Origin of the sequence: Flavobacterium sp. J49 (assembly GCF_011742145.1) — a bacterium.
Classification (GTDB): Bacteria; Bacteroidota; Bacteroidia; order Flavobacteriales; family Flavobacteriaceae; genus Flavobacterium.
This window is the reverse complement of sequence record NZ_JAAQQU010000089.1, coordinates 1-12932: the sequence shown is the minus strand read 5'-3', so window position 1 is coordinate 12932 and position 12932 is coordinate 1. Positions and strand designations below refer to the sequence as shown.

General features: G+C 38.1%; 10 protein-coding genes. 1 reads left to right on the top strand and 9 read right to left on the bottom strand.

Annotated features, from left to right (window positions below; translation table 11 throughout):
- Positions 1 to 475: 475 nt before the first annotated feature.
- The 8 genes from HA632_RS02285 to HA632_RS02250 all read right to left on the bottom strand — a co-directional run bounded on the left by HA632_RS02285 (position 476) and on the right by HA632_RS02250 (position 10088).
- Positions 476 to 688 (bottom strand): heavy-metal-associated domain-containing protein, encoded by a 213-nt coding sequence (locus HA632_RS02285; RefSeq protein WP_176305621.1) that lies wholly within the window; start codon positions 686 to 688, stop codon positions 476 to 478.
- A gap of 32 nt (positions 689 to 720) precedes the next feature.
- Positions 721 to 2976, bottom strand: a complete 2256-nt coding sequence (locus HA632_RS02280) for a heavy metal translocating P-type ATPase (protein WP_176305620.1) — start codon at positions 2974 to 2976, stop codon at positions 721 to 723.
- Between the two features lie 60 nt (positions 2977 to 3036).
- Entirely contained in the window at positions 3037 to 3606 is a 570-nt protein-coding gene (locus HA632_RS02275; RefSeq protein WP_176305619.1) for an AraC family transcriptional regulator, read from the bottom strand.
- An 81-nt stretch (positions 3607 to 3687) separates the two neighbouring features.
- Positions 3688 to 4251: an AraC family transcriptional regulator gene (locus tag HA632_RS02270; RefSeq protein WP_228778743.1), complete on the bottom strand. Its 564-nt coding sequence runs from the start codon at positions 4249 to 4251 to the stop codon at positions 3688 to 3690.
- Between the two features lie 115 nt (positions 4252 to 4366).
- The gene (locus HA632_RS02265; RefSeq protein WP_217902816.1) at positions 4367 to 6895 is read right to left on the bottom strand and encodes a multicopper oxidase domain-containing protein; all 2529 of its coding nucleotides are present in this window, start codon (positions 6893 to 6895) and stop codon (positions 4367 to 4369) included.
- Positions 6896 to 7058: 163 nt separating this feature from the next.
- Positions 7059 to 7340, bottom strand: coding sequence for a heavy metal-binding domain-containing protein (locus HA632_RS13910; RefSeq protein WP_217902815.1), 282 nt, complete (start codon positions 7338 to 7340; stop codon positions 7059 to 7061).
- A gap of 97 nt (positions 7341 to 7437) precedes the next feature.
- Positions 7438 to 7980, bottom strand: coding sequence for a DUF3347 domain-containing protein (locus HA632_RS02255; RefSeq protein ID WP_176305618.1), 543 nt, complete (start codon positions 7978 to 7980; stop codon positions 7438 to 7440).
- Between the two features lie 308 nt (positions 7981 to 8288).
- Positions 8289 to 10088 carry a glycoside hydrolase family 15 protein gene (locus HA632_RS02250; RefSeq protein WP_176305617.1) on the bottom strand — a complete coding sequence of 600 codons (1800 nt, stop codon included), beginning with the start codon at positions 10086 to 10088 and terminating at the stop codon, positions 8289 to 8291.
- Positions 10089 to 10163: 75 nt separating this feature from the next.
- Here HA632_RS02250 and HA632_RS02245 point away from each other — a divergent pair, with 75 nt between their 5' ends.
- On the top strand, positions 10164 to 12401 hold the full coding sequence (locus HA632_RS02245) for a bifunctional alpha,alpha-trehalose-phosphate synthase (UDP-forming)/trehalose-phosphatase (protein WP_176305616.1): 2238 nt from the start codon (positions 10164 to 10166) through the stop codon (positions 12399 to 12401).
- A 172-nt stretch (positions 12402 to 12573) separates the two neighbouring features.
- On the opposite strand, the gene HA632_RS02240 is transcribed toward HA632_RS02245, so the two are convergent.
- On the bottom strand, positions 12574 to 12932 hold a 359-nt coding region (locus HA632_RS02240), incomplete at its 5' end, for a T9SS type B sorting domain-containing protein (protein WP_176305615.1).

Genomic DNA, 12932 nt, shown 5'->3' with positions numbered 1-12932 from the left:
CTCATCGCCCACAAAGAAAACCGATTAGGAAACTAATCGGTTTTTTTATTTCCTAAAAGTGCCAAAAGTTTACTTTTCCTTCGGCAGTCGCTTTGCTCGTGTGAGTGCTTTTAGGAAATAAAAAAACAAGGCTATGAAACAGCCTTTGGTTTTCTTTGTTCAGGGCTCCTCGGAAGGGGATTACCGAAGGTAATCATCATCTCTTAAGAACTAAAGTTAGAATACCTGAAGCCCACAGGGCTTCCTCCTCTTAATATCAAATCTCATCGCCCACAAAGAAAACCGATTAGGAAACTAATCGGTTTTTTTATTTCCTAAAAGTGCCAAAAGTTTACTTTTCCTTCAGCAGTCGCTTTGCTCGTGTGAGTGCTTTTAGGAAATAAAAAAAACAAGGCTATGAAACAGCCTTTGGTTTTCTTTGTTCAGGGCCCCTCGGAATGGGATCAGGGCTTTAATAAATTATCGTTTAACAAAATTAATCCAACGGTTCTGCCGTGAATCCTGATTCTTTAACGATCTCAATCACTTCCGCTTCGTTTAAAACTGAAGTCGTAACTGTAAGTGTCTTTTTTAGGTTCATTAGATCAACGTCCCATTGATCTTCGCCAAGTTTTTCGTTTAATATAGGAGACGCTTTTGAAATACAGCCGGTACATTTAATGTTGGTTTTGAATTTTAATGTGTTCATGATTTATAAATATTTAATTAATGATTCTATTTTTAAAGTTGGACTAATTTCAACCTCAAACTATTGCCCACAACCGAGACCGAGCTCAAAGCCATAGCCGCGCCGGCAATCATCGGATCGAGTAAAAAGCCGTTGAAAGGATATAATAAACCGGCGGCTACCGGAATTCCGATTAAGTTGTAAATAAAAGCCCAAAACAAGTTTTGCTTGATGGTGGTGATGGTTTTACTCGACAATTTCAGGGCTTTGGGCACCATATTTAAATCCGAGGTTATTAAAGTCATTTTGGCTACATCCATTGCAATATCAGAGCCTTTTCCCATCGCAATACTCACATCGGCTTGTGCCAAAGCATGACTGTCATTGATGCCGTCACCCACCATGGCCACAACTTTTCCCTGCGCTTGCAATTCTTTGACGAACAAAGCTTTGTCTGAAGGCATTACTTCGGCTTTAAAATGGGTCAAACCCACTTCAGTAGCTACAGCTTGAGCCGTTTGTTGGTTATCACCGGTTAACATATACACATCGATACCATTGTCTTGCAGTGTTTTAATCGCTTCTTTGGAGGTCGCTTTTACTTTATCGGCTATGGCAATGGCGGCAAGTGTTTCCTTGGCATTGGAAAAATAAACTACCGTTTTGGCTTCTTTTTGCCACTGCGATGCATGGGTTAACAAAGTAGAATCAATTTTGACCTTGTACTCGTCCATTAATTTTTGGTTTCCGATAAAGAACTCATTACCTTCTTTGCTTGCTTTTACGCCTTTGCCGGTAATGCTTTCGAATTGGTCTATAGGTACCGATTGAATATTGTCTTGTTTTAAAACTTCAGTAACCGCTTCCGCTAAAGGATGTTCGGATTGGGTTTCAATACTGTATAACAGTTGTTTGTGCAATAGACTATCGCTACCATTGTCTTTCCAAAGCAATTCGGTTACTACCGGTTTTCCTTCGGTGATGGTTCCGGTTTTATCTAAAATAATGGCGTTTACTTTATGTCCTAATTCCAAACTCTCTGCATCTTTAATTAGGATATTGTTTTCTGCGCCTTTGCCGATGCCTACCATAATAGCGGTTGGAGTGGCCAATCCAAGGGCACACGGACAAGCAATAACTAAAACTGAAACCGAAGTTAATAAAGCATGTGTTAGCGCATTTTCTGTTCCTAAAACCATCCAGGCTACAAAGGTCAGTATGGCAATTCCTATCACGACCGGAACAAAGATACCGGCAATTTTATCAACTAATTTTTGCACCGGTGGTTTGCTGCCTTGGGCTTCTTGCACCATTTTAATGATGTGTGCCAAAATAGTATCGCCGCCTACTTTTTCTGCTTTGAATTCGAAACTGCCTTTTTGGTTGATCGTTCCGGCAAAGACTTTTCCGCCTTTTGTTTTTTCTACCGGTATGGGTTCACCACTAATCATACTTTCATCTACAAACGAAATTCCATTGGTTACTTCACCGTCAACCGGAATTTTATCACCCGGTTTTACGATTAAGATATTGCCGATCACAACCTCAGCAATGGGAATTTCTCTTTCCTTTCCGGCTTCAATTATAGTAACCGTTTTGGGCTGTAACCCCATAAGTTTTTTAATGGCTGATGAAGTGTTGGATTTGGCTTTTTCTTCCAATAATTTCCCGATGGAAATAAAAGCTACGATTACGGCTGCCGCTTCAAAATAAACGTGAGCATGCAACCCTCTTTCATGCCAAAACTCCGAAAAAAAAGTATTGAAAACACTAAACAAATAAGCGATTCCGGTGCTTAATGCCACTAAGGTATCCATATTGGCTTTGCCGTGTTTGGCTTGTTTGTAGGCATTGGTGAAGAAACTTCTCCCTAAATAAAACACTACCGGTGTTGACAACGCCATCATGATGTAATTTCCATAAGGCATATCCATAAAAAACATCCCTATAACGGTAATTGGGATAGACAATAGAATGGCCAAAATGGTTCTCCTTTTTAGTGCTTCGTAATGTTTTTGCTGTTGTTCTTGTTGTGCTTGAAAAGGATCTTCTACATTAACAATCAAGTCATAACCTATAGAACGGGTTCTGTTTTGAATTTCTTCAATAGTAACTTCATCAGAGTATTCTATCCAAGCCGATTGGTTAGCATAATTAACGCCGGCATCTTTGACGCCTTCGGTAGCTTTGATGATACTTTCCACACTAATGGCACAAGCCGCACAAGTCATTCCGGTTACCGGAAAGGTTTGCTTGTGGAAAATATTCATTTTGTCTTTAATAGGAGTGGTTGGCTTTGTGGTTTCCATGATTGAAAATTTTAAATGGATACTATTTTTGATTGATAAATTGATTGATGATTGAAACTCTTATGCTGATATGATATTGTTTTTTCTAAGATTTTTAAAGTGATAGGTATCAAAACCGGTATAAGCTTTTAATTGTCTTGACAAATGAGAAACACTGCTGTAACCCAATTCATCGGAAATTTCAGTAAGCGATTTATCGGTGTTGATTAGCTCGTCTTTTACTTTAAGTATGCGTTGCGTGATAATGTACTTCTCGAGGGTAATGCCTTCGCAGTCTGAGAAAACGGCGCTTAAATAATTGTAATCTTTGTGCAATGCTGCGCTCAAATATTCTGAAAATTTGATGTTGTCTCTGGTTTCGGATTGCAGATCAATTCCTGCTTTGATCAAATCTTTCATTCTGGCCACCAACAATAGTTTTTTATCACTCAGCAATTCAAAACCATATTTTTGCAATACCGATTGAATTCGATTTTCGTCGACATTTTGAGGCAGTTGTCCTTTGAAAAAAACCTCCCCTAATTTGATGGACGTAATCTCTAAATCAATAAGCGAAAGTTCCTCGAATAGTATGGCTATACATCGGGTACAAACCATTCCTTTAATTTGAAGTCTATTAATTACTTGCATGTCCTTTTGTTTTGGTGAAACAAATTTAGAACCGATGCAATAATAGGTTGTTATAAAATTCCTGATAAGATGTTTAAAATTTTATAATTGGTCTAGAGACTTTCTTTTGTTTTCTTTAACCGACTTGAAGTGAGACGGAGTAAGACCGGTAATTTTCTTGAATTGAGTGGATAGATGTTGAACATTGCTGTAGCCCAACTTATATGCAATTTCACTGAGAGAAAGTTCATTATAGACTAACAATTCTTTTACTCTTTCAATTCTCTGAAGAATGACAAACTGCTCTATGGTTATGCCTTCAGTGGTGGAAAATATAGAGCTGATGTAATTGTAATCAATAGGGATTTGTTGGGCAATAATATCCGAAAAATTTCTTTTAACTTCTACATCATCCTTGCTGTGGATAATGGTCACAATGATGTTTTTCACCTTCTCGATAATCATAGCCTTGCGATCATCCAGCACTTCAAAACCGTGGGATGACAAACCCTTTTTTAAAAGCGCGATTTGTTCCTCTGATAATTCTTCTATGAAAGTGATTTCACCCAATTGAACATTTTCGGCCGTCAAATTATGCTTTTCCAATTCCTGTTTGACTACCATGATGCATCTTTGGCAAACCATGTTTTTTATCGATAATTTCATCGCGAATATTTTGAAGATTAATAGGTAAAAGCAGTAAACAAATTTACAAAATCCCTTTGAACCCAAACCAAATAAAGCCGTAAAGAGCATATCCGATTTAAATCGGACCGTTGTACTAATAATTTAATCCGACTCCAAAACCAAAATCCATATCACTGTCATAATGGGCGGTAATACCCAAATGTCTTGTCAAGATATACCGCAAACCGGCCATGTATTCTTTGTCGGTATTCCACATCAGGTTCATGCGAAGTCGTTTGGAAAGTGGAATGTCCATACGTTCAAACTGCACTCTGAAATTCCCGTCGTCGTAAACCTCTGCTTGAGCTTTGATTAACATAGGCATGGTATATTCGACACCGGCACTGAAAACGCCGCGTTTGTCTTTGGTATTGGTTTGTCCAAACAAATTTTCCTCCATTTCACCTACTTCCATCTTGCGATAACGCCAATCAAACCCAACAAAAGGCATTAACCATTGCATCTTGCCGAAATAGCGGCCAATATGGGTTTCGGTTTCATAACCGTGCATGTCGGTATAGCCCAAACGCCATTCCGTGCCGATACTCCAACGCGTATTTTGAATCATCAAACCACCGTCATTGCCATTGGTAGCAAAATCATTTTCGGCCATGATGTGAAATTCCCGGTCATCAGCAAACAGTTTTCGCTGCGCTAATTTCGGATTGGGAATCAAAGGATTCGCTGCTTGATTTTCGTACGTAAAAACCCGACCCATGCCGCTCATCATGTGATAGAGTATATGACAATGGAAAAACCAATCGCCTTCCACATTGGCATGAAACTCCAAAGTATCGGTTTCCATTGGCATGATGTCGATAATGTTCTTTAACGGAGCATAATCGCCTTGACCATTGATTACTCTGAAATCATGACCGTGTAAGTGCATCGGATGGCGCATCATCGAACCGTTGTACAGGACAATCCTCACATTCTCCCCTTTTTTGATCAATATTTTATCGGTTTCGGAAACGACTTTGTTGTCTAAACTCCATACGTAGCGGTTCATATTCCCCGACAACTCGAAACGCAATTCTTTAACCGGTCCGTCAGGAAGTGTGGTTTTATGCGGTGCTTTGAGCATGACATAATTGAGTGTAACTATATCCGAAAGCGCATTCCCGTCATATGAGTTCGCATTCGTTTCAGTACTTTCTACTGTTTCTTTTTTACTATCATCTCCTGTTATTTCGGGATACATCACCACATTCATGTCCATTTGATTGAGCGACATTTGCATCCCCATATCATCCAAATCCCCATTCATTTTCATCATGCTGTTCATCATTTTCATGCCTTCAAAGTATTTCAACTTGGGTAATGGGGTTGCCGGTTGTTTGGTTCCGATTCCAAAAAACATTGAAGTCGACTTGGTTCTGTCTTCAGCAGTAGCTAAAAATTCGTAGGCTTTGCCTTCTTCCGGTATGGTAATAATGACATCATACGTTTCGGAGACGGCTATAATCAATCTGTCGACTTCTACGGGTTCCACATCGTTACCATCGCTGGCGACTACGGTAATTTTTCCGCCTGAATACGTTAACCAAAAATAAGTCGATGCGCCACCATTTGAAATTCGCAAACGCACTTTATCTCCTGCTTTGAACTGCGGAAACTCATTTTGGGTGTTGCCGTTAATCAAAAAATGGTCGTAATACACATCGCTAACATCCATGGCATTCATTCGCTTCCACTCGTTGGTGACTTTCGTCATAAAATGCCCGCTGCGAATGGCTTCGGTATAACTTTGGGTAGTCCCTTTTTTAATAGCAAACCAGTCGGTGGCATTGTGCAGCATCCTGTGGACATTTTCCGGTTTCATATCGGTCCATTCGCTTAAAATAACTGGAATCGTTGGTAAATCATCAATCCCTTTTCTAAATCGGGGATCTTCTAATCTTTTATTCATAATGAATGAACCATACATTCCTATTTGCTCTTGGAGTTCGGTATGGCTGTGGTACCAATGGGTTCCGTGTTGGATAATCGGGAACTTGTACAAATGAACCGAATGTGGCGGAATCGGCATTTGAGTCAGATTGGGCACGCCATCTTCTTTGTTGGGCAAAAACAAACCGTGCCAATGCATCGAAGTTTCTTCATCTAATTCGTTGTGGACATAAATTTCGGCCGTGTCACCTTCGGTAAATGTTAAGGTAGGCATTGGAATTTGTCCATTGACGGCAATAGCCCTTTTGGGTTTACCGGTAAAATTGACGATTGTATCCCTAACATATAAATCGTAGCGAACAGTTCTTGGCGGATCACTTTTAGGAGTAATAACTGTTTCTGTCGGAAGTTTTTCCTGAACTGCCTTTGGGATTAAAATACTGTCTTTTTTAGTTACAACTTCCTTTTTAACCGAAGCTGTTGGTTTTACGGTTGGATTTTTAGCTGGTTTTTGAACAGATTTCGGTTTGACTTTCTTGGGTTTTTCCTTGATTAAAGCCATGCCGCATTTCGGACAATCACCGGGTTTGGTTGCATGAATTTCGGGATGCATTACGCAAGTGTAAGTCACTGCTTGTATCAACATATGACTGACCTCAACAACAGACAGTACTTTAGCCTTTACATAAGAAAAAGCGAAGAGTAGTGATAATAGCAATAGAATCCTTTTCATTTCTGATTAATGTTTAAGCTTCTTAATCTAAATGCTCTTACTGTTCGGATTCAATGTCACAATGGCGCATAAATCGCTATAGTAAAGTTAGTTATATTAATAAAAAACTAAAAACTTTACCAACAAACAGTAAGCAAAACTTAGGTTCGATAAGCAGGTTACTTTATTCCTCGTCGGCTTTTTCGGTAACCGGTTCGGTGAGTTTCATGCCGCATTTAGGACATTTGTCTTCCTTTTTTCCTTGCACTTCCGGATGCATCGGACAGGCATATAATGCTGCGTGCTCATCTACTGCTGCCGCTTGGTTGTGCACGTTGGTATCGTTATCAGTCATCGTAGTATCTTGATGTTTACTATGAGATTCTGTGGCTGCTTCTTTGTTTTTTTGAACACAAGAAACCAATACGAATGCCATTACTATGGCTAAAAAGATTGTTTTTTTCATTTCATTTAGATTTTAAAACAAGTTACTATTGCTATAATTCATTGTAGTAAAGGTAATTATATCATGGCTTGTCAGACTTACATTATTCCCACTAAAATTATTCGATGGTTTCTTTTATTTTTCCACAGGTAAGCATTTGGTTTCCGTAATAAGGGTTTTTGATGTCTTTTGTTTCGCTGAGCCAAAAAGAACCACCTTCATACATCGGACAGAAATCCTGATACAATTTTTGGGAAGTACCAAAAGTGGTCACCAATTCATTGATACTTTGGCTCAACTGTTGGAAGGCCTTTCTTTGTTTGTCAAGTTTACCGCTATTGGCTGCGATGACTTTCGACTGTTTTTGGGATTCTTCCGCAATTTTCACCAATAGTGGTTTTTGCGCAGCCGTTAGTTGGCTTACATTGATATTTTTAAGAGTATTCTCTAATGCTGTGGCGGTTTGAGCAGCATTTTTACTGTCGCTTTTGACCAATGCGTTTTTGATTTTCAAATAACCATTTACAATCTCACTCGTTGTGAAGGTGGTTTGCGTTATTGCAGTTTCATGAAATGCCTTTGAACTGGCGGTCTCACTTTGTCCATTGACAACAGTACAAAACCCTAATACTAGATTTATTAAAAGAAACACAGTCTTCATTTTATTTTATTTTTCTTTATTGGTTTTAATGAAATCCTGATGATTTCAAATTCGGAAGGGAATTGCCTATTTTAATTTGGGCGCCTAGGTTTAAAGACAATACCTGTGTCAATTGCAAGACATCTTTTTTATCTTCAGAAACTTAACATTAACAGTGCAAAGTACCTTCATTATTGGCTTTTAAGCTTTGCACAATTCCCGAAACGATGTACAAAATTTTCTAATTTATATTGACAATGATTGTTTCATCTAAAAAAATGGCTCTTATCAACACCTATAATGTATTTGAAGAAATACAGAAAATCAAATTATTTTAAAGCATCTATTACTTTTTCCTCATTGGTAATATTCGATAAGTTTATTGCTGTTTCAATTAACGCGAGGTGAGAATATGCTTGAGGGAAATTACCCAGAAGTCTTTTTGTTTCAAAATCTATATCTTCACTAAACAATCCTAAATGATTACTATAGGACAACAACTTTTCAAACTGTTTTTCTGCTTCCTTACAATCGCCGATTTTATAAAGACTATTAATGTACCAAAAAGTACAAATGGTAAAAGACGAAGACGGAAGACCAAAATCATCCTTGTTTTTATACCTGTAAAGCAAGCCGTCATTGTTTAGTTCACGTCCAATCGCCCTTACTGTGCTAATATATTTAGGGTCATCAGCAGTAACTATTCCATACATTTCCATTAACAAAACCGAGGCATCAAGATCAAAAGAGCCATAAGACTGTGTAAAGGCCATGATTTCCTCATTCCAAGCTTTGTCCATAATATCTTTCCGAATCATTTCTTCCAATGGTTTCCATTTTTCAGCCTTCGAATTTTTACCTAAAATTTCAGCTATCTTTATGGCACGATTAATTGCCGTCCAGCACAGCACTTTGGAAAACGTAAAATGTCTTTCCTCGGTTCTGAATTCCCATATCCCTTTATCACTTTCCTGCCAGTGTTTTTCCACAACCCAGGCAATACCCTTTGTAATGTTCCACATCTCTTCACCATTTTCAATATCTGTACTGAAATAAGTAAATTGCTGGTGTATTACATCCATGAGGATACCATAAATATCATTTTGTCTTTGAACATAGGCAGCGTTACCAATTCTAACCGGTTTGGACCCCATATAACCATTCAGATGGTCAAGTGTTTCTTCGGTAAGTTTTTTTTCTTTATTGATGCCATACATAATTTGCAGTTTCTCATCTTTATCTGGCACAAGGTCGATTATGAATTTAAGATAATTCAAAGCAAGATTTTTATGCCCTAATGTAGAAAGCACTTTGACAACCATTGAGGCATCACGAATCCAACAAAACCTGTAATCCCAGTTTCTCACTTCTCCAATGGTTTCAGGAAGAGAAGTTGTTGCAGCGGCAAGAACCGCTCCGGTTTTTTCATAACTTAAGAGCTTTAATGTTATGGCGCTGCGCTGAATTTCTCGATTGTATTTTTGATAGGAAATAGTTTTCTCTGACCAATTAAGCCAGTATACTTTGGTGCGTTCTAATTCCAACTTAATCTTACTTAAGGAAGGCTTAAAAATCTTCTCATTATAGGCAATCTGAAAAAAACAATCACCTTCCAGCGTTATCACTTTTTGGGTATGAATACTCTCCAAATCAAGATTACTGTAAAAATAAAGTGAATCAAATTTTTTATTTCGAGTCAGACTCACCATAAAATCCTTCTTTACATGGGTAATTGTTTCACCAAGGGCATATTCAAGTTTAGGGTTATAGATAACTGAAAATTGCGGCAGCCCTGCTCTATGCTCAAGATAACGAATGATTTCTGGTGGTGTATAAGAACTATTATCTTCTTTGATATACCTTGGCATAAAATCATAAACCGCAAAAACATCTTTACCGTTATTGAATTCTGTAATCAATATGCTGGTGTTTTCTAAATAATATTGTTTGCTGTGATAATCTTCTCCGGTTACAATTTCAAAACTACCTCCAATCTTATCGTCAAGAATTTTGGCAAAAACGGAAGAAGAATCAAACTCAGGAAGACAGCTCCAATCAATTGATCCTGTTTTTGAAACCAATGCTGCGCTTCTGCAATTACCAATTATTCCATAATCCAGGTTGTTCATAAGGTTTTATTTAACAAGTTCAAACGATTTAATTGCTTAAATTTACTAATTACGCTACTCAAATCAAAGAAATTTATGAATACTAAAACAATTATTGTGGCAAACAGACTGCCCATTGAATTTAAAATTTCTTCAAATACTATAGAAATTAAACCTAGTGTAGGTGGATTGGCGACCGGACTCAATACAGTACACAAACAAGGAAAAAGCTTATGGGTAGGTTGGTCAGGATTAGCGGAAGAGCAACTTAATGACGTACATAAAGAAAAAATCCGGGAGCTGGCTTCACAAGCGAAATGTGTTACCGTCTCACTTAAAGAAAAAGAAATTGAAGAATTTTATTTTGGCTTCAGCAATAAAGCTCTTTGGCCTCTATTTCATTACTTTCTAGAATTTACTACCTATGAGCCCGAACAATGGGAAACTTATGTAAAAGTAAATGAACAATATGCTGATGCTGTTTTACAACATGCGGCTGATGGTGATAAGATTTGGATTCATGATTACCAATTGTTATTACTCCCAAAAATGCTTCGGGACCGCAGACCGTCGCTTTCTATCGGCTTTTTTCTTCATATCCCATTTCCCGCTTTTGAAATTTTCAGAACATGTCCATGGCGTGAAGAATTGCTGCAAGGAATGCTAGGTGCCGATCTTATCGGTTTCCACACCTATGATTATGTTCAGCACTTCCTCAATTCCGTTCGAAGAATTTTGGGCCTTACCGTGAAGTTCAACGAAATCATGCAACATAACAGAACTATAAAAGCAGATTCATTTCCTATGGGGATTGACTATAATAACTTTTACAATACTGCGCAACTACACAAACATCGAAATAATCGTGAGGTGTCCGAAATAATGTCAAAGCTCAATGAGCACATCATAAATTATCCGGATAGCAAGTTAATTCTTTCTATCGACCGAATGGATTATACCAAAGGTATCCCAAACCGGATTCGTGCTTTTGAGTATTTCCTTGAAAAATACCCTCAATATTTAGGAAAAGTCAGGCTAATGATGCTCGCGGTTCCGTCAAGGTCAAATGTTCCTCAATACCGCAAATTAAAAAAAGACACTGATGAACTTGTTGGGCGAATTAATGGCAAGTTTGCAACCATCGATTGGACGCCAATATGGTACTTTTACAGATCAATGCCTTTTGATGACCTTATTGATTTATATTCATTCTCTCAAATTGCATTAATAACCCCTTTGCGCGACGGAATGAATCTTGTTGCCAAAGAATTTATAGCCACAAGAACCAAATCAGACGGTGTTCTCATTCTAAGCGAAATGGCCGGAGCAGCAAGTGAAATGCACGAAGCCTTATTGATAAATCCAAACAATGCCGATCAATTTGCAGCCGCGCTTCATCAAGCCTTAGAAATGAGCCCGGAGGAACAAAAAACTCGAATTTTGGCATTACAAAAAAGACTTTCACGTTACACTGTCGATAAATGGGCTTTGGATTTCATTAAATCACTAAATGAAACATGCCAAACAACCACAGAACACTCTATCAGCAAATTGCTTGATAAACTAATCATGAATAAAATGCTAACCGAATTCAAGACGGCAAAAAATAAATTGTTCTTACTTGACTATGACGGAACTTTGGTCAATTTTCGAGGTAATCCCGAAAATGCTTCACCTGATATAGGCTTATATGATTTACTGGACAACATCAATAAAAACACCAACACTGAAATTGTTATCATTAGTGGACGCGGACGAGACTCAATCGAAAAATGGTTTGGCCATAAAAATTACACCTTGATTACAGATCACGGAATCTGGATACGTAGGAAGGACAAGGAATGGCTGCAACTCGAAGATCCAAAAACCGAGTGGAAAGAAATCATTCGACCTATTATGGAGAGTTTCGTTGATAGAACACCTGGGGCTTTTGTAGAAGAGAAAAAATATTCACTAGCATGGCATTATAGAAAAGCGGATCCTGATATGGCAGAAATTCGTATGCGGGAATTAAAAATATTGTTAACCGGCTTTGTCTCAGAAAATGGGCTGTCAGTTCTTGATGGCAGTATGGTACTTGAAGTAAAAAATAATATAGTCAACAAAGGGCGTGCGGTATTAAATCTAATTTCCGGCACCCAAGCTGATTTCATTTTTGCTGCCGGAGATGACCACACTGATGAATTTATGTTTGAAGTAATGCCAAATAATGCCTATACCGTAAAAATAGGAAGATCAGAATCAATAGCACTTTATTACGTTAATGATATAGCCGATATAAGAAGCTTACTGGCGAATTTTGAACTAAAACAAATATCAAGTGCATCACAATAACATTTGTAGTAAAATTTCAGGAGCAAACCCTTTTATTTCTTTTCACTCCTACTCCCGCTATCCGCGCTACATGGTAGCTCGCTCCTATCGGGGCTAATTAGGCCTATAGAGTTTCTATCACAACTAAAAAAGCCACTCAAACGAGTGGCTTTTTTGATAATTGTATTTTCTTCTATCGTTTCAACGAGAAGTGTGCTTTAAATTGCTTCATTGTTCCTTGCTCAGGGAAATCTACCGTAAACCAGTAATCATCTGAAGGCATGAGTTTTCCATTGTAGGTTCCGTCCCAACCATCACTTTGGTCACTGGCACTCAACTGTTTCAAGAGTTTTCCGTAACGGTCAAAGATGTAGATCGTGGTTTGTTCCGCAAAATTTGATAAGCCTACTATATTCCAAGCATCGTGTATCCCATCTCCGTTTGGTGTAAAGTATAAAGGATAGTCTATCACCATCACCTGATTTATAGTAAACTCTTCACAGCTAAATGCGACTCCGCCTTCGGTGTCCCAAACATGAATCGTATGTGTTC

What these genes read in the sequence shown, in the direction of transcription:
- HA632_RS02285 (WP_176305621.1), bottom strand. Translation starts at nt 688, where the DNA reads ATGAACACATTAAAATTCAAAACCAACATTAAATGTACCGGCTGTATT.
- HA632_RS02280 (WP_176305620.1), bottom strand. Translation starts at nt 2,976, where the DNA reads ATGGAAACCACAAAGCCAACCACTCCTATTAAAGACAAAATGAATATT.
- HA632_RS02275 (WP_176305619.1), bottom strand. Translation starts at nt 3,606, where the DNA reads ATGCAAGTAATTAATAGACTTCAAATTAAAGGAATGGTTTGTACCCGA.
- HA632_RS02270 (WP_228778743.1), bottom strand. Translation starts at nt 4,251, where the DNA reads ATGAAATTATCGATAAAAAACATGGTTTGCCAAAGATGCATCATGGTA.
- HA632_RS02265 (WP_217902816.1), bottom strand. Translation starts at nt 6,895, where the DNA reads ATGAAAAGGATTCTATTGCTATTATCACTACTCTTCGCTTTTTCTTAT.
- HA632_RS13910 (WP_217902815.1), bottom strand. Translation starts at nt 7,340, where the DNA reads ATGAAAAAAACAATCTTTTTAGCCATAGTAATGGCATTCGTATTGGTT.
- HA632_RS02255 (WP_176305618.1), bottom strand. Translation starts at nt 7,980, where the DNA reads ATGAAGACTGTGTTTCTTTTAATAAATCTAGTATTAGGGTTTTGTACT.
- HA632_RS02250 (WP_176305617.1), bottom strand. Translation starts at nt 10,088, where the DNA reads ATGAACAACCTGGATTATGGAATAATTGGTAATTGCAGAAGCGCAGCA.
- HA632_RS02245 (WP_176305616.1), top strand. Translation starts at nt 10,164, where the DNA reads ATGAATACTAAAACAATTATTGTGGCAAACAGACTGCCCATTGAATTT.